This window comes from Algoriphagus sp. A40, assembly GCF_002002735.1.
In the GTDB taxonomy this organism is placed as follows: domain Bacteria; phylum Bacteroidota; class Bacteroidia; order Cytophagales; family Cyclobacteriaceae; genus Algoriphagus.
Genome location: NZ_MUNY01000045.1, coordinates 125,276 through 146,550 on the forward strand (window position 1 = coordinate 125,276; position 21,275 = coordinate 146,550).

Genomic DNA, 21,275 nt, shown 5'->3' on the forward strand with positions numbered 1-21,275 from the left:
ATCCCAGACACAAGCAGGCGGATCGATCCGGATGCGAATCCCTTGACTTCATTTGGAAGAGACAGTGACTTCATTGATGAGCTCATCCAAGGAGTATATGAAAAAAATTCTTCTTCCCGGGAAATGCCAAAAACTACGGAGTCGGAAACCAATACCCCGAAAGTTCGGGATCGAAAGAAGCGGAGTAAAAATTTCCGGTTTTGATCTTCAAAAGCACCTTCCTTTAAGCGTCAAAAATGCTTTGCTGATCTAGACAGCTTGATTCCCGACCTTGCCTGTAAGTATGGAAGGCAAATCGGGAAACAGGCTGTCTTTTTCTATCAGGTAAGGCCCTGTTCCGAGAGACGAGGAAGTGGGCCTTACCTCTAGGTTATTTTCCTTTTTGGCCTTTCTCTCCAACGCGTCTTTTATGGAATCTCTGAAAAGGACAACCCAAATGAATATCGAAAACATGCCGATAAGTATAACCGGAATGCTCAACCACATCACCAATCCTTCAACCGCGGTATCAAAAAGCCCCTTCCCATAACTGGAAAAATGCTGAAGACCTCCAGGTCCCCTTCTTAGAAAGCGTCGCTTCCCTACCCAATAGCGCATGTATAATCCCTGGGCGAAAATCCCGATTATGATGACCCAGGCTAACAAATCATAAAAAAACATACCTGAATAGTTAGATTAATACCCCATATCCGTTTCATCCATCCGCTTTTCCAGACTGTCTTTGAGACTGTCCAAAAAAATCGTCCGGTTCTTTTTCCGTATCCGCATACTCTGGAACGTCCGATAGAAATTCCCCACCTGCACATCGAAAAGCGACTCCATAACTTTGATGATCATCTTGACATCGCTTTTTCCATGATTCACCGCTCCGCGGGAATGCAACGCATAGGCCAGCTCAATTAGGGCAGACTTGGAATCCGTCCATCTATGCTTGGATTTTTCAACAGAATTGGCCTCCACCCCCAGTTCCAATTGATCAATCTTCCTGCGGATGTGTTCAATCATTTCCTCCAGAGCCATAATTTTAGCCAGCTTACTGCTGTTTGGAGTGGAAAACAAGGGGTCGAAATCAACCGAATAGTCCGGTATCAGATTAAGAGGCTTGGAATTCCTCAGGAAAAACTGACCGTCCAGATCGTCCCGCTCCAACTGGTGGTAGATGTAGAGCTGGTGGTTTCTGGCAAAAAAATCCTGATACTGATCAACGACATGATGGTAAAAGATCTTTATCTTCTCCTTTTCTCCGACTGGCTTGGAAGACTCGAGGTAGGCAAGCTCGGAATAGAAAATCAGCTCTTTGAAAAACAGGGGTTTGTAATACTTGAAAAACAGAATCTCGTCCTCTTGATCCCCGAACTGATAGCCGGTCATATACTCTCGGAGTTGGATCAAAATCGTGTTCACTGCCTTTCCGCAGCGTTCTGCTTTTTGCAATTCATTGGAAGATTCACGGGCCAATTGGTTCAGTGTCTTTTCCATCTCCTCCAAAAGCTTTTCTGCAAATGCTTTCATATCCTCCTTGTTTTAGTTCCAGGCTCTACCTGCTCTCAATTCAAGAAAAGCCCTTTGTTTTCTTATTCAATTCTTCAATCATTCTTTTCCTTCATATTCTTCGATATAGGAATCCAATTTTGATTTGCATCTATCCAGAAAAAAGGTCCTGCTTTTCTTTCTGGAGCGGATTTCCTCGAATGTTTTATAGTAGCCTCTAAGCTGCCTGCCAAAGGCTCTTCCAAGCACAGCCGCCAAATCAGCCACACTTACGCTTCCACTGTTCACCACCGCAGTGGCCTTCAGCGCGTAAACCAGTTCCACGAGTTCTACTTTGGTTCCTGTCCAATACAATCCGGCCGCCTCATCCACCCCTTTTGCAACATCACCCTCATCCATCTGACCGTATGGCGAGACTTCATTTGCCAAATAGTCCATCAGCCTCGCCATCGCCTGGAGTCGCCCAAAATAAATCGTGTAAACCGTGCAAAAGCTGGAATCCAATGTATGGTGAACCAGGTCGGGATAGAGTATGGGAGACTCGGAGCTTCTGAGGAAATACACCCGATCCAGATGTGTTTTCCCCATGAGGAGGTAATTGTTCAAGCCAACATTCCGCTGGAAGTATTTCTTAATCTCTTCCATCTTCCCTCGATAGTACACCAGGATCTCCCTTGGAGAATCCACCGGCTTTTCCGATTCGATATGAAACAGTTCGGAATAGAAATGAGACTTGGAGAACAGCTCAACCATAAACCGCTTGAAGAATTGGATTTCCTCCTTTTCATCTTTGAATTCAAACCCCTTGACTCTCCCTTTTAGGACTTCAATTGATTCATCCACCAAATAAAAGGAGCTCTCAATCGCCATCATCCGGTTTTCTCCGGTTACCGGAAATTTCGCCAATTCTCTTTCCAGCTTTTCCAAAATGCTTCTCACCTCGTCAATGCTCCCCATCCTGCTAATCACTTTCGTTTAACATCTTCAAATACCGGGTGGTATCGTATAACGACCAACTGACCGCCCCTGAAATCTTGTACTGTATCTGCCTCAAGATCTCTCGATCGTACATGTCCTCACTTGTCTCAAGGCGAGCGGACTTATTAAGAAACTCTCTGAGTACCTCCTTATGCTCTTCAACAATCTCTTCCCGTGCCTGCTCCTCCTTGATCCCCTGATGATGCTTTTTTAGGATCAACAGGTTATGAAAGTCTCCAAGATCTTTTTCCTTCTCATAGGAAAACAAATCATTGGTCAGATAGATCAGTTTGGCAGCCAAGTCTCTCAGTTCCCCAGAAGTCAAAAAAGAATCTTTAATGTCCTCAAAGGCAGTTTCCATTCCCAGTGGAGTCAAAGAGATGGCGAGCTGTCCACCCGAAAAGAGCGGTCGTTGAATTCTGTATTCTTCCAAAGTCGGAATGATCTCAAGATCCCGGTTTTTTGCCTCCCAGGTGTTTGACTGGACATACTCCAGGAATTCCTGCTTCAAATAATCAAGATAGCTCTGCTCCCGATTGACAAGTCCTGGCAGTTTCATCCACAACTCATAAAAAGCATTTCTGTAAGCCTGGATTGATTGCGGCAAAATGATGCAATTATTCCCCTCAAGCACGCCATGGATAGCACAAGAAATTTCCTCCCAAACCTCCACCTTCATACCGGTTGGCAACTGATCTGTGAAATCATCCATTGCAAAAAGGAGGGCATACAACTTGGCCAACCATAACAGGTTCTCCCGGCTGGCATCGGGATACAACCTGGCAGAAAGCCATGACAACTGAAGTTTTTTGTAGAGGCCCTCATCCCGGGTGCCGGTAAAAATCTTTTGGAAGACTGACCCCCAAACTAAGGTGTGATTGTCCACCAGATCTACCGATTGATGAATCTTTGACTCGAAAGGGTAGCTTAAATTCTCGCGGTAATACTTGATGATCCTGGAATACCGGGCGGTTGCCAAATCCTTCTTATTCATCCTGGATATGGTTTTCCGGTCAACACCCAGCAAATCAGCCAACTGTTTTTGGCTGAGGATAGCTTCTATTCCGGGAAATTTCTTCTTCAACTCCGCTCTTCCCAGATCAAAGGGTAAATTCCGTATCGCCTCCCATTCTTGCTCCCGATACCTAGCTATTCGGTAAAGCTCGTCGGACAGGTCTATAAACTTGGGAAATTGATCCAGGATCAAATTCGCGTTTTTGTAAGAAAGGCGGGTGTATTTCGCTGCCTGAAGCACCTTCATTTCAAACCTGCTGGGTTGCTGATTGGCATAGGATTCCAGCTCCACGCAAACATCCCCTTTCACATAAAGCCTCACTAATTTTCCCCGATAAAATTTCCCGATCATCCCTTCCAGAATTAATCTGGACTCGATTTCTACCGTGCCTGATTTTAAGATAACCTCGCGGGGCTTCGTTTTCCCTAAGTCAAAATAGGGAGTGAGCATCTGGTACTCCTTTTCAGACACCTTGTTCATATAGTCCAGCAAAGGCTTCAAATGAACGGGAGTCCAATCCATTTCGATTTTCATGACCAATTTTTATGTTTAAAAAAGTAACAGAGATCAATCCCCCTGAGTCGAAAGATATTCCCAGGGGAATAGGCTATTTGGGACAACACTCCTCGCAAGAGTATTCTTTCGACTACTATAAGGTAAGTTTATACAATTTAAAAAACCTAGGAAATCATCAAATAATTGATAGTTCAAACTAAAAAATGGGACATTGTCCCCAAAAAAAATATTTGATCACAGCTGTGAGGCCATTGCTTCAAAATTCACGGAGTTTTATCCATGTAAAATAAACACTCTAAAAATGAAGGCTTTAGAAGCAATCCCAACGATAGTATTGATACTTGTCTGGACTTACACAGGCTTGGACAAATTAATTCGCTGGGACGAAACCTGGAATGCATTTCACAATCAAACCTTTCCGCCAAATCTGGCGGAAATACTGAGCTATGCAGTACCCGGAGTTGAGTTGCTGATTGCCCTGCTCCTGCTCTTTTCAGCCACCAGATGGTCGGGATTTCTCTCAAGCATCCTCCTCCTTACCATCTTCAACACCTACGTGGGACTGATCTGGGTGGGAGCTTTTCCACGAATTCCTTGTGGTTGTGCAGGACTGATAGACGACATGGGATGGTCTGCCCACTTCTGGCTTAACTGCTTCCTTATCCTGATTGGCATCACGGGCTTACTGGCCGGTTCAAAAAAAACGGAATCCAAGGATTCCGTTTTAGTGTGTTAAGCCTAAATCAGCGCGTTGCAAAAAATCCATTCTCGATTCTCTTATTTATCTGACAATTTAACAAACTAGAATAACAAAAGGAAGGGGAAAAAGATAGATCCAATTTATAAAAAACGGGCAGGGACATTGGTCGGATCCCCACCCAAAAAATACCTCAAGAAAAGATCATCCTCCGATTCCCGGAGGAGATCAGTGATCAGAAAATTTCACCGCTCCGGAGGACAGTAGGTGTAAGGAGCACTGTCCACATCTGGTGAAACCCGGGGCCAAGCCGAAAACCCCTGACAGAGTAGGCAAACAATCACAAACGGTTTTCCTGTTTTTGATGGGTTAAAAAACAGGGCAAAACGATGAATAGAATACTAAAATTCCTGCCGGCACTTGCTTTGGCGCTGGCAGCAACCTTTGCTTTCGCATTTTCTCCCAAGGGTGAGGCGACCAACCAATACGGTGAGGACTCAAACCAATGGATCAATGTGACTGGAGTGACTCCCGGACCGACCACCTATACCTGTGACGTGGCCGAAGACGAGCATTGTCTGTACGATGCGCCAAACGGAAACCCACTAAACCCCGGTGAGGACAAAATGTTTGTTAACAGAGGGATTGCTCCCCTGAGGTAAGCTTCAAAAGCTTTTAAGGTAAGCCCGGGGCTCATGATCCCGGGCTTTTTTTCTCTCACCTGAATTCCAGATCTAGCTCGTAAGCCGGGACTCCGAGATACAAGCGGGCTGGTTCGGATATCTGGTAACGCTGACCACCTATTTCTCTGAAAGGCAATTCCTCCATTTCTCCCCTGGCAGCCAAGCGTTTCACATCCATCCAGCGGGTACCTCTAAATACCTGCTCTTTCTGTCTCTCTTCCAATACCAAATCCAGCGGATTTCTTGAAAGATTCAACTCCCAATCCTCCGGTGTCCGGTACCTATTCCGGGCAAGAATTCCCAACAAATCCAATCCATCTTGGGTCCTTCCCATCCTGACCAAAGCTTCAGCTCCTGTCAAATACAGCTCCGGAAGCGCAATTCCGGTAAACAGATTGTAGTCACCGTTATAGGAACCTTTGAAAAGACTCCCCTTCGCACCTTTTGTAAAAAACAATCCGGTCCTCAGATCACCCTTCTGATACTTTTCCGTCAAATCCGGATTGACAAATGTTGCCGCGCTCGCCGTCACCGAAAAGCTGCTCGTGATCCCATAGTACAGCACCTCTGAGTTGAACAGTTTGAATGGGTAAGGCGCCAAAGCGTCCATCTTATGGTAGTCCATCAGCTTATCCGCCTCAAGTTCCAATACATATTTTGATGCCTCAAGAGCCTCTTCCCACCTTTCTGTGTAAAGGAAAAGTCTGGCCAAAACCGCCTGGACTACCCTCCTGTTGGGTCTGTTTTTGAACTGGGAACCGGCAGGCATCAGCTCAAAGGAGTCCAGCAGATCCCGCTCCACCTGCGCCAAAACCTCCGATACATTCCACCATTGCGCCGGTTGGCTCACTTCCGCAATGAGCTTAACGGGAATCTTGACCTCCCCTTCACCAAGCATCGGAGAAGGCAAGAAAAGTTGTGCCAACTGAAAGTAAGCCATAGCACGGACAAACAATGCCTCTCCCTTCAGCTGCTGTGATTCCTCCGAACTTCCCAGATCTTCCAGCACGTCCAGGGACACATTTGCCGTAAAGATTTTTCGGTTGAGTTTGGAATAGTCCGTAGACCGCTCCACAGGCTCAAAAACCTGCTCCTGCCAGAGGTAGGCATTCTGTTCCCACGGGGCCAACCGCTGCCAGTTTGCATCGTCTGTCACCCAGTCATCTGACTGGATAAATTCAATCAGTGGGTTGTCGTTTAAGGTGGTGTAATAGTCCAGCAAGGCCCGGACATCTTCCACCGACTTGGGCACCAAGATGGATTTTTCATACTTTTCGTCCAGGTAACCCTCGCAGGAACCCAATCCTGCCAGAGCAACTAACAACAGGCATAAGTATTTGATATTCTTCATTTTTTTGCTTTTTAGGGTTAGGAAAAGGGTGGTCAGCAAGGCTGACCGGGAGGCATCTTGGGTTTATATCAACTAACCTTATGAGAAACTGTCATCTCCTGTTACCCTGTTTTACTATTAAAAATCGATCTGCAGACCGAATGAAACTGACCTCAGTGGCTTGGATGTCTGGTAATCCGGATCCAGCCCGTCGTCGGAGGCTTTCCACAGGATACCCAGATTGTGAGCATAGCCATAAAGCTGCGCCGAACGGAAGGGCAACCAAGGCTGGCGGTCTTTGGCAAAGCCATAAGACAGCCTGATATCATTCAGCCGGATATGATCTCCCTTTTCAATCAATGCCCCGGAATTGGAGTAGAAGGCATTCCTCCGGGTATCTGCCGTTGCGGGCAAGGAAGGAATCTGGGTAAACTCCTCATCACCGGGCTCCTGCCATCGCCGGTCAAAGTCACCATGCCCGATCTCTCCTCTCAACAGGGTGAAATAGTCAATGGACCTCCTTTTGTAGTAGTAGCCAAACCGATAGGAAATATTGACAGACAAGGCAAAGCCCCTGTAGGAAAAATCATTCCGTAACGCTCCGAAAACCGTGGGCCGGGCAGGTCCGTGATATTGAAGATTTTCGATGGTTGCCGCCCTGCTCATCCCCAGATAATCTTCGCTTGCTTCCCCGTCCAGATAGCCCATGGGGTTTCCCTTGTCAGGAGAAAGTCCGGCCCAATGATAGCTGTAGATTCCATAGAGCGGTCTGCCCACGATAGGCTGGGGAGCCGCAGAAAAGGCCGTTCCCAGCAGGTTATTGACCGTCGGTATTTTCTCAAAGTCCAATACCTTTTCCCGGACCTGGCTTAACAGCAGGTTGGTACTCCACCCGAAAGACTTCCGAAACCAGCGAACGTTCATGCTGAGATCTATCCCTCTGGTCTGGGTTTCCGCAAAATTCCCCGTAAAACTGGTTTGTCCGGAGGAGGCCGGAACCGAATATTCTCCCAACAGATCACTGGCGTGTTTGGCATAATATTCCAAGCTCCCCGCAAACAAACCGTTCTGAGTCTCCCAGTCCAATGCCAGGTTGGACATCCGGATCTTTTCCCATCTTAAATCGGGATTGGGAGGATTAACCAATACAGCAGCCCGCATCTGTGGCAGCACATCGTAAAACAGGAAGTTGACATACCGGGCGGTAACGTCGGAAGAAAGGCGTTTGTCGACATTTCCGCTGTAGCCGTAAGTCGCTCTCAATTTCAGGAAAGGCATGTTGGAACCGCTCAGAAACTTCTCCTCAGAAAGAATCCAGGCTCCACCGACTGACCACAGGGGAACCCCTCTCCGGTTGGCTTCCACCCCGAAGATGTTGGACTGGTCTTTCCGGGCACTCAACGTCAGGAAGTACCGGTGCCTGTAATCATAACCCACATTGCCATAGTAGGATACGAAACGATCCGTCGTCCCCGAGTGGGACTGCGCCGAGAGGATGCTGACCTGTGAGCCCGGATTGAAGTACATGGGATAGCGACTGATCCAATCCACCGGCACACTGCTGCCCATGTCATCCTGATAGCCATAGAAGCGGTCCGAGAAACCCAGTCCCTGATGGTCTTTGATTTCCGCACCCGCAAGCACGTTCAGAAAATGGGCACTGCCAAAGACTTTTGCGTAAGTCAACTGGGGCCTGAACGTATGGGAATAGGACTTATTCTCCCTGATATCCAGCACATCCCCCATGGGAACGGGATAACTGAGGGCCCCATCCGTACCCACCTGAGTATATTTGTTGATCAGGTCACGGGTATAAAACAGCTCCTGACTGTTCCGGATTCTTCCCGAGGAAAGATTGGACCAATACTGATAGTAGATCCCCAAACCCAGATCGGGTGTGATGTTCCACTTGAGGGAAGGAGAAATCCTGATATCGTAGGCTTCCGTCCTGTGGTCGAGCTTGCCGATTTCATTCAGGGGAATGTACCTCCAATCCAACAGCCCCCGGCCTTCAACCGATTCGATGTAGCGGGTACTGTAGAGCTGAGTGACCAGACCGGGATTTCCGGCTTCGTCTGCCAGGGATTCATAGGCATAGCCATTGGGCAATGCAGTTCTGGTGTTGCTTTGCTGCCGGGCAAGATTCAGGTCTATACCCGCTTCTAGCCTTTCCCCCAGAAATTTCCATTGATTTCCTCCTGCCATCGTCCACCGGCTGGAACTGTTGTCTATCAGGTCTGCTTTGGATTGGTCATACCCCAGAGACAGGTGATAGCTATGCTGCTTTCCCCTTCCTCTCAGTGCCAAAGCATATTGCTGGTTTAGGGATGGCTGGAGGTAATTGGACTCGATGTCCCTTCGGATATCAGCTTGGCGATAGCCAGCTATCCGCGCATCGGCCTCGGCAGGGCTGATCTTCCCGTCCCGACGTGCGATCAGGGTTTCGACCACCGGAGACAACTTGGGCTTGTTTGCATTGGTTTCCAAGGCCCGATAGAAGTTGGAACCAAAGAGCTGCTCCTCAATCCCGATAAAATCCGGTATGGACATCTGCGGTATATGAAACAAGTCCCTGGGTTCGGTGACCGTCAGGTTGGAATTCAGGCTGACCTGCAGGGCTTGACTTTCTCTTCCCCTATGGGTAGTGATTACGATCACCCCGTTTCCCGCCCGGGCTCCCCAGATCGAGGATGCGGCCGCGTCCTTGAGCACGGTAATGCTGGCCACGTCATTGGGATTGATGTTTTCCATTGGGCCATCGTAAGGGAAATTGTCCACGATAATCAGCGGCTGGGAATTGGAGAAGATGGTACTTCTTCCACGGATGGTAATCGGATCATTGGCAGCCTGTGGACCCTGATTGAAGATCAGCCCAGAAGTCACATCCTCCAAGCGATCCAGCACGTTTGCCCCTACCCTTCGCTGGACCAGTTCCTGATCCAAGTGGGCAAAGGAGCCCGTCGCCCTTTCCTTTGGGATCTGCTGATACCCGGTGGAGACCACATCGACCGCCGACAGGTCCAGTGACTGGGCAAGCAGTCGGATCTCCAACAGTCCGGCAGCCGGAAACTCGACTGAGAGTTCCTGCGGTTCCATTCCGATATAGGAAACCGTCAAGCTGTATTTTCCAGCAGGAGCCTCCAGGGTGAAACTACCAGATTCATCGCAGAGGGCGGTATAGTCCGTATCCATCAGACGGACAAAAGCCCCCGGGAGCGCAAGGCCGGACTCATCCGTTACCCGCCCTTTGAGTACAGCTACTTGGGAATATAGGGAGTGGCCGAGGCATACAGTCAGCAACAAACAAATAAGATATCTCTTCATATTAATATGGGTTAGGTAGGTTCAACAGGGCAGCGTCGGGAGCGGCATCCTGCTCCAGGCGCCGGATCAGCTCTTCTGGCTCCATCCGAAGGATAGTTTGCAGTCTGACTGTCCCGTCCTTGGAGATGATCATTTTCTGGGGATAGGAATAAATGGAGTAGGACTCGAGGATTCCTGTTCCCCGGGGCCCCCAGGCATTGAGTGCGCTTTCCGAAGTGTACTTTCCCGTAGCCAGGCTTTGCTTCCAACTCTCGGGGCTGGCATCGGCATTGACGGTCAGCACCAGTATGTCCTCACTTCCCCGGTACCGCTCGCTGAGCTGGGCCATTACCCGCTGGTGCTCTTCCAGGCAAAACCTGCATCCCGAAATCCAGAAATGGATCAATACCGTCTTCCCTTCCAGCATCGGGGGACTGAGCTGGCTTCCGTCGGGCAGGTAGATTCCATCGGATGAAAACTGCCCTCCAGCGTTGGACAAAAGCCCATCAAACCTCTGGCGGATCCAATCGGACTCCACTAGGGGAAGATTCTGGGAGATGACTGATGGCAGTCTGTCTTCCATCCGGTTAAAGTTGTCCAGAATGTAAAAGGCAATGACCTCTTCTCTCAGGGGATTGGGAAGCGGAGCATACACCTGCTCGATGGGTACCTGCGTGGCATGCGACTCCATCAGCGCATACTGATAGTACGCTTGGACTAAAAGCGGATGGGAAAATTCCTGTCCCTTAAGCCCAAAGGTCTCTACCCACTCCCTGAGTCCTGCCAACTTAGAAGGATCTTGCCGGATTGCGGGCCAGGCGAGCTCAGCCTTTTTGATCCCGGTAGCCAATACCTGTCCTTTGATCGCCGCTTCTACCAAATCCAATCGACCGGAAGCAAGCAACCCGCTGTACCGATCCAAGATTGCCATAGCCGGATGATCCTGCCAGGAGGAAGAGATATACGATTCCACCTCTCCCCATGCGGACTCTGCGTCGGTGATCAGGCGCATCTGCACAAAGAGATCTTCCGGTCGGATACGGGACTGATTCCAGAGGCGCTCAGAAACCGAATCCGAGCGGTAAAACTCCGCGTCCGGGGAAAAAAGGATTGGATCTGTATTGAACTCCTCCTCTTTGAATACCCGGTCAACCTCGTGCTGTAGCCTATAAAAGTCTCCATCCGGCCCTCCAAAGAGCAGGAAGCCCGAGGAAAGGTCTCCGCGGATTCTTACCCGATCCTGAGGAAAGTAAATCCATTGGCGGATCAGACGGTTTCTGCCATAGCTGACATTGAAATACCCGAAGCTTTCTGCTGAGGGAAAGGGGATTTCCGCTACCCGGAAGTTTCTGTTTCCTTCAAACATATTCCCTTCGAGAGTGGCTCTCCTTAGCGGTTGCCCCGGGGTTACATTCATCCGCTCACTGACCAGATGCTCCCAAAAGCGGAGACTCAGGGAGTCTACCCCTTCGGCATGGGTCACTTCGATATACAGCGTTCCCGGTGGGAAAGTATCGGGACGGGCAATCCCGCCCCGATGGGTGTCTCCTGAATGTAGGGAGACGGTGGGGCCGCCGAACCTATGAAGAAGATCGGCCCTGGGTGACTGAACAACTTGACTCAGTGCTGCGCTTCCGGCAAGGCATAGCAGTGCCAGGAAGCATGTGAATAGATTTTTTTTCATGCTTTCAAAAGGAGTTAGAATGAAAGCCGGAGTTCTGGAAAGGCTACAAGATCCCCTACCCAACCACCTAAGTTTCCGGTCAGGGAAAAGAGAAGTATAGACTCATAAAACAGGTCGCGGGGATTCAAATCTCCCTGAAACCTTTTTTAAGAGGCAATACAAAGCCATTCCGCTTGCCAAAAGGCAAACAGAGCTCAAGCAATAAGAAATTAAAGTGGGCTGACAGCGCTACCTCCCTGGTATCGGGATGCTGTCCTGAGGCAAATAAATCCCTGAAAGCAGAATATGGGCTAGCACCGAATATTCAGGGATGCTGATCAAACTTAGGTGGGCTGTTTGATGATGTTTTTCTGTAGCTGCTTGCAACTTAAGCAGACCGGCGCATGCAGGCTATCCCTTATCCTCTCGGAAATTCCCGGGATTCCATTCCAAAAAGTAAAAGTTGATACCTGCTCCATTGGTACTTGGGTTTATATCCTCAACGTCCGGATTAAGAACCAGCCAAAAAAGTTTGGCGTGGTAACTCAACCCTCCGTCTTAGAGGTACTGCCATACCAAGGGACACAGAAGAGAAGAGCCCACGCCAAATGGCGTGAGCATTTCACTTATCTTCTCGCGCCCTGTTGAAAATTGGCAGTTTCCTAAGGCGAGACGTATAAGTGCAAATGCATTCGATTTTCGAGAGCTTCGCAATTACCTATCTAAAGGCTTGGTAATAATAAGTAAAAAAGTAAAATAGCGCAAATTTGCGTTAATAATTTTTTAAGTAACTCTTGATTTTGCCACATGGCACAATACAGAGATCAAGAATTCATTGAAAAGGTGGGTAAAAAAATTGTTTCAATCCGAAATCGAAAGAGAATCACCCAGGAAGAACTAATGGATCGAACTGGTCTTACCTTAAGCCAAGTGGGAAGAATAGAAAGAGCTGAGGTCAACACGTCGATAAGTATGATTGCTCTAATTGCCAAAGGCTTACAAGTCAAACCGAAGGAATTATTTGATGTTTGAAATTAGAAAATCAAATTTTGAATTAGCTGTAATCCAAAAGGTTAAAGAAATCCGAGAAAACCGCAAACTTGGACAGAGGGATATTGCTGCTCTTTTAGGAGTAACGGAAGGTTTTATCGGCCAAATTGAAAGTCCAAACAACGCGAGTAAATACAATCTCAATCACTTGAATATTTTGGCAAAAGAATTAGAATGCTCTCCAAAAGACTTTTTGCCTGATGAGCCTGTTCTTTAAGCTTGATTTATTGGTTCACATAATTTCTAGAATATTCTTTTGATATTTTTCAAACTTAAATTATTTGAGTCTCTCTTGTCAAAATATGACATGAATTGCCGTAATTCTCCCTTTTTCAAAAAATAAACCCTTGCTTTCAATTGGCATTTCAAATAAGTTTAAACTGCGTCAGTGACGGAAAAGAAACCCCTAATGCAGTACAAAACTTAAAATGGTTGATCAATACAAAATTCATAGACACATCTTGCCAAAAATTTACTTATAAGGCCAATCTTTTGATCAATTCCAGGCCTTGACTTTTTGAAAATGAAGCTTATATTCGAATATTACTTCGATAAAGGATAAACCCCAATTTTTAGGGTTTATACCAAACCAAAATATAATGGCCAAAGGCACCTACATTTCCGAAAATCTAACGCAACAGCAAATAGATATGATGCTTTTGCTGGATGAGTTTGAGATGGACATTTTCACCTTACAGGAGCTAAAAGAATTGTCGGCTGACCAATTTGACAATATCAATGAACTGGTCGAAAACCTGGCGCACAAAAAAGTCCTTTCCCGCATTGAACGCGGAAAATATTGCCACTCCAACTTTCGGGATGAAAAAGTAATCGGTACCCGTTTGGTGGAAGATGGAGCTGTAGCTTATTGGTCAGCTTTAAACCTGCATGGCCTTACCGAGCAGTTCCCCAATTCCGTATTCATTCAAACTACCAAAGTAAAACCACCAAAACGGGTTTTCGGGGTGACTTACCAGTTTGTGAAAATAACCCGCACTAAAAGAACAGGGATAATCAAAGAAGGATATGGAAACCATAGCTATGCAATCACCGATGTAGAGAAAACCCTAGTGGATTGCTTTGACCTTCCCCAACATTCTGGTGGCTATGCCGAGCTGATCCGTGCGTTCGAAAAAGCGAAACTCTCGGCAAAGAAAATGATGGAATACTGCAAAGCCGTAAACAACCTGGCAGCCACCAAGCGCATAGGTTATTTGGCAGAGTTGCTGGACAAAAAAGGAATGAAATCCTTTATCCGTTTTGCTAAAGACCAGCTCACGCAAACCTTTAATCCTCTGGATCCATTAGGTGCGGATACCGGGAAATACAATGGAGAGTGGAAACTGAAATTGAATATTTCTGCGGAAGAAATTATGGATATCGTCAACAAACAGTATTAATGATACTTAAAAAGGAAATCGAAAAAATTGCAGAGCAAAATGGAGTTGCCAAAACCACCATCGATAAAGATTGGGTTTTGGGACACTTTGTGGATGCTATATTTTCTATCCCTGAGTGTCGCGATAAACTTATCTTTAAAGGCGGAACCTGCTTAAGGAAGTGTTATTTTAAAGATTACCGTTTTTCGGAAGACCTGGACTTCACGGCCATTGATTCGGATTTTGTCCTAGACAAAAAACTACTGGACAAAATTGTAAATCTGGTCACTGAAAGAGCGGAAATACCGCTCTTTGTCCAAGAGCTGAAACAACTGAAGTTTAAGGATCTACCAACCGGTTTTGCAGCCAATGTCAAATTCTGGGGCGCTGATCATCCCAGAAACCAAGCACCTGCGCCACCTGAGCGTTGGCAGACATCTATCAAAATAGAGATCATTTTGTATGAGGAGATGATATTCTCTCCGGAAAATCGAAATGTACATCATGAGTACAGCGATCAACTGTCTGAAGCAGCCCAGTCTGTACCATGCTATGCCTTGCAAGAAGTACTGGCTGAAAAGCTCAGAGCATTGATCCAGCGCTCTTACACTGCACCTCGGGATTTTTACGATATCTGGTATTTATCACAGAATGTAACAGATCTCAATTGGTCGGAAATTGTGGAAGCATATCATCAAAAGATGAAATTCAAAGGGCTGGAATTTACCGGTATCGACCAGATGATTAATGACGAAAACGACAAGCGGCTGCAGGCAGCTTGGAAGAACAGTTTAGGACATCAGATAGCAAATGAAAATATGGCTGATTACACCATCGTGAAAAATGAAATTGTGGAACTTTTAAATCGGGTATTCTAAATATGGCGACTATCAGTGATTTGGAAGAGAAAGATATAGTATCAAATCAGCTAATTGATTTAATGAAGTGAAGGAGAAATTGACTAAATATAGTTTACCAAAGGGCTGGGTTTGGACTACGATTGAACAATTGGGAGTTGTGAATAGTGGGGGAACACCATCTACAAAAGAAAGCACATATTGGAATGGTAATATACCTTGGATATCACCTGCGGATTTAAGTGGCTATAAAGAAAAGTATATTTCTAAAGGGAAAAAGAGTATTACTCAAGAGGGTTTGGAAGAGTCTTCAGCTACGCTGCTCCCTGAGGGCAGTATATTATTTTCTTCTCGTGCTCCTATAGGTTACGTAGCTATTTCAAAAAATGAGTTAGCTACAAATCAAGGATTTAAAAATTTAATTCCTGCCAAATCGGTAAATAAAGATTATATTTATTACTATTTTAAATCAGCTAAACAATTAGCTGAAAGTGTTGCTAGCGGGACAACTTTTCTTGAGTTATCAGGAAGTAGTTTCTCAAAATTACCTGTACCTCTTCCACCGTTGAATGAACAGGGCAGAATTGCCACAAAACTTGAAGAATTATTTAGTGAACTAGATCATAGTATTGAAAATTTAAGATGGGCCCAGGCTCAACTCAAGGTATATCGCCAGACTATTTTAAAGAACGCTTTTGAAGGTAAACTCACCGCAGAGTGGCGAAAAGAAAATAGATCAAAATGGAATGAATGCAGATTAGGTCAAATAATTTCTGTGTCAAGTGGAAAGGGTCTTACTTCATCACAAAGAAATGATGGAGGGGATTATGACGTTTATGGTGGAAATGGTAAAATTGGAATGCATTCAGAGTACTTGTTTGAAGAAAGGAAAATCATTATTGGGAGAGTGGGTGTCAATTGTGGGAATGTACATATTACTACTCCAAAGTCATGGGTAACTGATAATGCGTTCGTAACCACCTATGACGATAAAGAGTACGACATAGAGTTTTTGAGATACTTTCTTAAAGATCTTAACTTGAACCAATATTCCAGTAGCACAGCTCAACCTGTAATATCAGGTCGTAAAATCTATCCTATAATAGTTAAGGTGCCCTCCATTGAGGAACAGGTTGTAATAGTACAAGAGTTGGAAAGTATAATTTCCATGATAGACAACCTAGAATTCACCATAATACAGGAGATTATAAAATCTGAGTTAACCAGACAAAGTATTTTCAAAAAGGCATTTGACGGCAAACTAGTTAGTCAGAGCCCTGATGATGAACCAGCTTTTGAGTTGTTGAAGCGAATTGAAGAAGAGAAAAAAAAGTGCATGGAAGAGAAGAAGCAACAAAAGAAAAAAGCACCTAAAAAACCGAAGAACATGAGTAAAAACCTAAGCATTGAAGATGTACTCAAAGCTGCTAAAGGACCGCTAGCAGCTAAAAAAGTATGGGAAGAAAGCAAGCATAAAAATGATATTGAAGAATTCTATGCTGAACTTAAAAAATTAGGTAGTAAAATCGAAGAAATTCGTGAGGGAATGGAATCTAAGTTGACACTTAAATGAGAATAGACAAAGTCTATATTGAAGATTTCAAGAATCTTAAGAAGTTCTGGATTGATCTTGACAAAGATCAAATGAATTCTGTACTGCTTGGAGAGAATGCTACAGGAAAATCGAACTTCATTGAGGCTCTCATTGAGATTTTTAAAAATCTGGATCTAAGTAAAAGCAGTTCTAGAAGACACCCAAACTTCAAATACTGGATTGAGTATCAATGTAGAGGGAATCAGATATGTGTTGATTACACTGGTGAAAGCTATTCCATAGTAATCAATGAAGAAACCAAACCAATTGCATTTACAAAGTTTTTCAGTAAACAAGGGAAGCAGACATACCTTCCCAAATATGTGTTCACATATTACTCAGGTATTAGCAATAGATTGGATAAGCTATTTTGGGAACATCAGAAGAACTTTTACTCACGGATCATCAAACCAGACTTTCAAGCTGGTGAATTAGATGATTTAAGAAGGCTTTTTTACGTAAAGCAAATCCACAGCTTTTTTGTCCTATTGGCCTTTTTTGCCTTACCACAGATTGAAAAGAAGTCAAAAGATTTTCTTAAAGATGTTTTAGGTATAGAAGATTTAGAATCTGTACTATTCATCATCAAAAAGGGCGGTTGGTCTGGTAAGGGGGATCCAAAATTTTGGGGAGCAGATGGTTTGGTAAAGAATTTCCTTAACGTTTTATGGGACCATTCATTAGCCCCAATTTATGAGGACAAAACGGTGGATATTGATTTCAGAAGTCAGGAAACTCAGAATCGACTTTATCTCTACTTAAAAGATAAAAGGAAGCTGAAAGAATTTGCTAATGAATACTTTTCTGTTTCCAAAGAAAAGCCAAGTAACACCTTTCTATTCAAGGCATTAGAAAGCACCTACATTTCTGAAATGTTGGAAGAAGTGAAGGTGAAGGTTAAGAAAAAAAAGGACGGAGAGGTTACTTTCAGGGAATTAAGTGAAGGTGAGCAGCAATTACTTACGGTAATTGGGTTGCTCATATTTACTAGGGAAGATGAGTCTTTGGTTTTACTCGATGAGCCTGATACTCACCTTAACCCTATCTGGAAGTATGACTATTTACATTACTTAAAATCTGTGGTAAAATCTAAGGGTGATCTGGTATCATTAAAAACAGATGGTGAGTTAAATGAGGATCGTACCACTCAGATTATAATTAATACTCACGATCCCCTTGTTATTGGAAGCATGGTTAAATCCCAGGTTAGACTATTTGGGAAAGAGATTAAGAAATATGAAACAGATGAAGATGCAACTAGTCAAAAGTTCATAAAGAAAGCTGAAAATCATGCGATAGAGCCAGATCAGGATCCGCAGGGACTGGGTGTTGCAGGTATACTGAAGAGTGACCTATTTGGTCTAAAAACGATTCTTGATAGAGAGACAAATGTTTTGTTAGACGAACGAAATAGATTAATGTACAAACAAGCACAGTCGAAGGCCACAGATAAAGACTTAAATCGGTTGGAAGAATTATTTGAAATACTTAGCAACAAAGGATTTAATCAAACATATCGTGACCCCCTATTTCAAGAATATATTGTCGAAAAGATGAAAAAACTTGAAGAATGATACCAATAAATATAAATAGAGTTCAACTTGATCTAACTAAACAAACCAAGTGGAGTCTTAAAGCACAGGTTTTGCTACTACAGCTTGAAAATGCCGCGGATAAAGAAGCAAGAGATAAAGTGATAGATGATAATAGCAAATATTGGAAGCTTTTCAAGAACCATCTAAAAAAGGTCTCTTTCAATAAATGCTGGTATTCTGACTCGATAAACCCAGCGTCTCACTACCATGTCGATCATTTTCGACCAAAGAAAAAAGTTATTAACTATGATAAAAGCGAACGAGATGGCTATTGGTGGCTTGCCTTTGAGGTTTCTAATTTTAGACTTTCAGGTAGTGTCCCGAACAGCAAAAAGGGAAATTATTTTGCAGTCAAACTTAACATGGTCCTAAATCAAGGGCCTTGTAGAGATGAATTGATCTACTTTCTAGATCCTCTTGTGCCTAGCGATACTCAATTAATAAATTTTCAAGAGGATGGTAGTGCAATAGAGAGTGCTCCGATAGAAGACGAGCCTTGGCACCATAAAAGAGCAGAGTATACCATTGAGTATTTTGATTTAAATTATGAAGATTTGGTTGAGGCTAGGATGACTGAATGGGCCATCACAACCAAGTTAATTAAGAAAATCAATGAGAAAATTTTGGAGTTCAATCAAGAAATAACTGTGAGCTTGCAAACCGAAATTGATGGTCTAAAGGATCAGTGCCGAGAGAGAATAGCATCATGCACCAATCTTGCTTCGACAAATAGAGCTTGTCTCCGAGCGTCAGGTAAGAGATGGGCATTTGAATTACTTGAAGAAAATGTTGACGAAAAAAATTGTGAGGATAGATAAATGACAACAAACAATCTTATATCAAAGATTTGGTCATTTTGTGATACCCTTAGAGATGATGGCTTAGGGTACAATGACTACTTAGAGCAGCTCACCTTTTTGCTGTTTCTAAAAATGGCAGACGAAAACCAGTCTAAGTATAATCTGCCGGAAATCTACGAATGGCAAACACTAAAAGGACTAAATGGAGGAGAATTACAGGATAAATACGAACAGACTCTTTTGGCATTGGCTGAATCCGGAGGTATGCTGAAAAAGATATTTTCAGGTGCCAGAAACAAAATCCATGACTCTTCCAAATTAAAGAAGTTGATCAACCTTATTGATGATGAGAATTGGTCTTCTACTGAAGTCGATATCAAGGGAGAAATTTACGAATCCCTCTTACAAAAAAATGCAGAAAACAGTGGTGCAGGTCAATATTTTACTCCAAGACCGGTTATCCGAGCAATGGTCGAATGCATGCAACCCAAACCAGGAGAAACAATTGCCGACCCATCATGTGGAACAGGCGGCTTTTTTTTGGGAGCTCTGGAGTTTTTGGATACCCTTCCTGGCTTGTCAGAAAAGCAAAAGGATTTCATAAAGTTCGATATGTTCCATGGTTGGGAAATTGAAAACGCCACAGCTCGTCTTTGTTTGATGAACCTCTATTTACACGGAATTGGCGACTTGGAAGAAACACCGGACATTCTGGTAACCGATAGCCTCAAGTATGTAAATGAGAACGGAAAAGCAAAAGAGCATTTTGACATTGTCCTAGCCAATCCTCCATTCGGAAAAAGTAGTAGTGATGTTCCAACAATTGATGAAGAGCAAGCTAAAAAGGAAGGCTACTTTTATAGAAGAGACTTTTGGGCAACAACTAGCAATAAACAACTTTCTTTTTTACAGCATATAGCTTCAATGCTTAATGAAAATGGCCGTGCTGCAGTAGTACTTCCCGATAACGTTTTGTTTGAAGGAGGTGCCGGAGAAACCATTAGAAAGGAGTTACTTAAAGAAATGAATCTCCATACCATTCTGAGGCTTCCGACCGGTATTTTTTATGCCCCAGGAGTAAAATCAAATGTACTGTTTTTTGAGAAAAAAGAGTCCTCAAAAGAAATTGGAACTGATGAGATATGGTTTTATGATTACAGAACCAATGTACATCCCACACCGAAAAAGAATCCACTAACTTTTAATGACCTAAAGGATTTTATTCGTTGTTATCAGATGGGACAACTTGACAGTAGAAAAGAAACATGGAGCGACAAAAATTCAGAGGGACGTTGGAGAAAATACACTTATGATGATATTATGTCGAGGGACAAAACCAATATGGATATTTTCTGGCTCAGAGATGCTAGTGTAATTGATTTAGATAACCTTCCTGAACCAGAAGTTCTCCTTGATGAGATCATCGAAAACATCGAGAGTGCCTTGGCTGGTTTTAGGACAATTAAGGATTCGCTAGGCTGATGGGCTTCCAATTTCTGAACGACAAGTATATTACACCACCAGGTTCTTTAAGACAAAGGGTTTCACACCCTGCTCATGGATTGGGGATGAGTATTGAGATTTCGATATTCAATGACCACCGATATGCCTTTTTCTTTTGGAATAAATGGACTCAGAAGCTAATGAGCGAGGATAGGATCAACTATCCTCCCAGCTTGGTTACTTTGGATTGGCACCAGGATTTGGTTTATCCTACTGAGGAAGAAAAGGAAAGTCTGAAAGAAATCGATCTAAGCAGTAATCAAGAGGTTGCCCTCTATAGCTGGGCAAACTTAAGAGACCTGAACGATACACATATCATGGCCACCGCGTATCTGAATGTCATAGGTGATGTATATGTTTATTGCCGCCAGGGCTCCTATGGAGGCACGTGGGAAGATGAATATTTAGAAGATCGATACGGGAGGACTCACACTATACGAAAGTTCAAAGAGTATAGAGATTTAGAATACTGTCTTCTTGAGAGCAAAGAAAACAATGTGTATTTCGATATTGATCTGGATTTCTTCACCTTGATCAATCCCTTACAGCCTGGGGGAGGTAGCGGAAATTACACCTATTTGCCTGACAAGACCATTAAAGAAATGCTCCACCATAGCCACCCTTTGATGCAATGGATCTTCCACCGACTACATGGAATCACCATTGCCACAGAACCCGAACATACAGGTGGGCTAATGGAATCCAATCGCTTACTTAGCTTGATAAACAAAATATGGTTTAAGCCATCGCTTTTTACTAAGCATCCAGGAAAGTGGGACAAAGAAACCCAATGGAGGCATCTGAGGAAAAAATGAGTCCCA

The 21,275-nt window shown here is 44.3% G+C and carries 18 protein-coding genes; 11 read left to right on the forward strand and 7 right to left on the reverse strand.

The window, feature by feature from the left end; genetic code table 11:
• Window positions 1-249: 249 nt before the first annotated feature.
• The 4 genes from B0E43_RS08050 to B0E43_RS08065 form a co-directional block, all read right to left on the reverse strand.
• The gene (locus tag B0E43_RS08050) at window positions 250-660 is read right to left on the reverse strand and encodes a hypothetical protein (RefSeq protein WP_077348439.1); all 411 of its coding nucleotides are present in this window, start codon (window positions 658-660) and stop codon (window positions 250-252) included.
• Between the two features lie 15 nt (window positions 661-675).
• Entirely contained in the window at window positions 676-1,512 is an 837-nt protein-coding gene (locus tag B0E43_RS08055; protein ID WP_077348440.1) for an RteC domain-containing protein, read from the reverse strand.
• A 78-nt stretch (window positions 1,513-1,590) separates the two neighbouring features.
• Window positions 1,591-2,448 (reverse strand): RteC domain-containing protein, encoded by an 858-nt coding sequence (locus B0E43_RS08060; RefSeq protein ID WP_077348441.1) that lies wholly within the window; start codon window positions 2,446-2,448, stop codon window positions 1,591-1,593.
• 4 nt (window positions 2,449-2,452) lie between these two features.
• On the reverse strand, window positions 2,453-4,018 hold the full coding sequence (locus B0E43_RS08065) for a terpene synthase family protein (RefSeq protein ID WP_077348442.1): 1,566 nt from the start codon (window positions 4,016-4,018) through the stop codon (window positions 2,453-2,455).
• Between the two features lie 283 nt (window positions 4,019-4,301).
• On the opposite strand from B0E43_RS08065, the gene B0E43_RS08070 reads away from it, so the two are divergent.
• Window positions 4,302-4,736 carry a MauE/DoxX family redox-associated membrane protein gene (locus B0E43_RS08070; protein WP_077348443.1) on the forward strand — a complete coding sequence of 145 codons (435 nt, stop codon included), beginning with the start codon at window positions 4,302-4,304 and terminating at the stop codon, window positions 4,734-4,736.
• A 350-nt stretch (window positions 4,737-5,086) separates the two neighbouring features.
• Window positions 5,087-5,359, forward strand: a complete 273-nt coding sequence (locus tag B0E43_RS08075; protein ID WP_077348444.1) for a DUF6520 family protein — start codon at window positions 5,087-5,089, stop codon at window positions 5,357-5,359.
• A 55-nt stretch (window positions 5,360-5,414) separates the two neighbouring features.
• On the opposite strand, the gene B0E43_RS08080 is transcribed toward B0E43_RS08075, so the two are convergent.
• From B0E43_RS08080 to B0E43_RS08090, 3 genes are all read right to left on the reverse strand, one after another.
• Complete coding sequence (locus B0E43_RS08080) at window positions 5,415-6,731, reverse strand: RagB/SusD family nutrient uptake outer membrane protein (RefSeq protein ID WP_077348445.1); 1,317 nt, start codon at window positions 6,729-6,731, stop codon at window positions 5,415-5,417.
• A 117-nt stretch (window positions 6,732-6,848) separates the two neighbouring features.
• The gene (locus B0E43_RS08085) at window positions 6,849-10,034 is read right to left on the reverse strand and encodes a SusC/RagA family TonB-linked outer membrane protein (protein ID WP_077348446.1); all 3,186 of its coding nucleotides are present in this window, start codon (window positions 10,032-10,034) and stop codon (window positions 6,849-6,851) included.
• Window position 10,035: 1 nt separating this feature from the next.
• A complete protein-coding gene (locus B0E43_RS08090) occupies window positions 10,036-11,697 on the reverse strand; it encodes a TlpA disulfide reductase family protein (protein ID WP_077348447.1) in 1,662 nt (553 codons plus the stop codon).
• 786 nt (window positions 11,698-12,483) lie between these two features.
• Here B0E43_RS08090 and B0E43_RS08100 point away from each other — a divergent pair.
• From B0E43_RS08100 to B0E43_RS08140, 9 genes are all read left to right on the forward strand, one after another.
• Window positions 12,484-12,708, forward strand: coding sequence for a helix-turn-helix domain-containing protein (locus B0E43_RS08100; RefSeq protein ID WP_077348449.1), 225 nt, complete (start codon window positions 12,484-12,486; stop codon window positions 12,706-12,708).
• Window positions 12,701-12,943, forward strand: coding sequence for a helix-turn-helix domain-containing protein (locus B0E43_RS08105; protein ID WP_077348450.1), 243 nt, complete (start codon window positions 12,701-12,703; stop codon window positions 12,941-12,943). The genes B0E43_RS08100 and B0E43_RS08105 overlap by 8 nt, the downstream gene beginning before the upstream one ends.
• A gap of 382 nt (window positions 12,944-13,325) precedes the next feature.
• The gene (locus B0E43_RS08110; protein WP_168171917.1) at window positions 13,326-14,126 is read left to right on the forward strand and encodes a hypothetical protein; all 801 of its coding nucleotides are present in this window, start codon (window positions 13,326-13,328) and stop codon (window positions 14,124-14,126) included.
• Window positions 14,063-14,983 (forward strand): nucleotidyl transferase AbiEii/AbiGii toxin family protein, encoded by a 921-nt coding sequence (locus B0E43_RS08115; RefSeq protein ID WP_254423387.1) that lies wholly within the window; start codon window positions 14,063-14,065, stop codon window positions 14,981-14,983. Before B0E43_RS08110 ends, B0E43_RS08115 begins: the two co-directional genes overlap by 64 nt.
• 67 nt (window positions 14,984-15,050) lie before the next feature.
• Window positions 15,051-16,535 carry a restriction endonuclease subunit S gene (locus B0E43_RS22925; protein WP_168171918.1) on the forward strand — a complete coding sequence of 495 codons (1,485 nt, stop codon included), beginning with the start codon at window positions 15,051-15,053 and terminating at the stop codon, window positions 16,533-16,535.
• Window positions 16,532-18,130: an AAA family ATPase gene (locus tag B0E43_RS08125; RefSeq protein WP_077348452.1), complete on the forward strand. Its 1,599-nt coding sequence runs from the start codon at window positions 16,532-16,534 to the stop codon at window positions 18,128-18,130. Before B0E43_RS22925 ends, B0E43_RS08125 begins: the two co-directional genes overlap by 4 nt.
• Window positions 18,127-18,969, forward strand: a complete 843-nt coding sequence (locus B0E43_RS08130) for a hypothetical protein (protein ID WP_077348453.1) — start codon at window positions 18,127-18,129, stop codon at window positions 18,967-18,969. The genes B0E43_RS08125 and B0E43_RS08130 overlap by 4 nt, the downstream gene beginning before the upstream one ends.
• Window positions 18,970-20,433, forward strand: coding sequence for a class I SAM-dependent DNA methyltransferase (locus B0E43_RS08135; protein WP_077348454.1), 1,464 nt, complete (start codon window positions 18,970-18,972; stop codon window positions 20,431-20,433).
• Window positions 20,433-21,269, forward strand: coding sequence for a UPF0489 family protein (locus tag B0E43_RS08140; RefSeq protein ID WP_077348455.1), 837 nt, complete (start codon window positions 20,433-20,435; stop codon window positions 21,267-21,269). The genes B0E43_RS08135 and B0E43_RS08140 overlap by 1 nt, the downstream gene beginning before the upstream one ends.
• Window positions 21,270-21,275 lie beyond the last annotated feature (6 nt).

Bases quoted from the DNA above. Each gene is read 5' to 3' on its own strand.
- B0E43_RS08050 (WP_077348439.1), bottom strand. From the start codon at position 660: ATGTTTTTTTATGATTTGTTAGCCTGGGTCATCATAATCGGGATTTTC.
- B0E43_RS08055 (WP_077348440.1), bottom strand. From the start codon at position 1,512: ATGAAAGCATTTGCAGAAAAGCTTTTGGAGGAGATGGAAAAGACACTG.
- B0E43_RS08060 (WP_077348441.1), bottom strand. From the start codon at position 2,448: ATGGGGAGCATTGACGAGGTGAGAAGCATTTTGGAAAAGCTGGAAAGA.
- B0E43_RS08065 (WP_077348442.1), bottom strand. From the start codon at position 4,018: ATGAAAATCGAAATGGATTGGACTCCCGTTCATTTGAAGCCTTTGCTG.
- B0E43_RS08070 (WP_077348443.1), top strand. From the start codon at position 4,302: ATGAAGGCTTTAGAAGCAATCCCAACGATAGTATTGATACTTGTCTGG.
- B0E43_RS08075 (WP_077348444.1), top strand. From the start codon at position 5,087: ATGAATAGAATACTAAAATTCCTGCCGGCACTTGCTTTGGCGCTGGCA.
- B0E43_RS08080 (WP_077348445.1), bottom strand. From the start codon at position 6,731: ATGAAGAATATCAAATACTTATGCCTGTTGTTAGTTGCTCTGGCAGGA.
- B0E43_RS08085 (WP_077348446.1), bottom strand. From the start codon at position 10,034: ATGAAGAGATATCTTATTTGTTTGTTGCTGACTGTATGCCTCGGCCAC.
- B0E43_RS08090 (WP_077348447.1), bottom strand. From the start codon at position 11,697: ATGAAAAAAAATCTATTCACATGCTTCCTGGCACTGCTATGCCTTGCC.
- B0E43_RS08100 (WP_077348449.1), top strand. From the start codon at position 12,484: ATGGCACAATACAGAGATCAAGAATTCATTGAAAAGGTGGGTAAAAAA.
- B0E43_RS08105 (WP_077348450.1), top strand. From the start codon at position 12,701: ATGTTTGAAATTAGAAAATCAAATTTTGAATTAGCTGTAATCCAAAAG.
- B0E43_RS08110 (WP_168171917.1), top strand. From the start codon at position 13,326: ATGGCCAAAGGCACCTACATTTCCGAAAATCTAACGCAACAGCAAATA.
- B0E43_RS08125 (WP_077348452.1), top strand. From the start codon at position 16,532: ATGAGAATAGACAAAGTCTATATTGAAGATTTCAAGAATCTTAAGAAG.
- B0E43_RS08130 (WP_077348453.1), top strand. From the start codon at position 18,127: ATGATACCAATAAATATAAATAGAGTTCAACTTGATCTAACTAAACAA.
- B0E43_RS08135 (WP_077348454.1), top strand. From the start codon at position 18,970: ATGACAACAAACAATCTTATATCAAAGATTTGGTCATTTTGTGATACC.
- B0E43_RS08140 (WP_077348455.1), top strand. From the start codon at position 20,433: ATGGGCTTCCAATTTCTGAACGACAAGTATATTACACCACCAGGTTCT.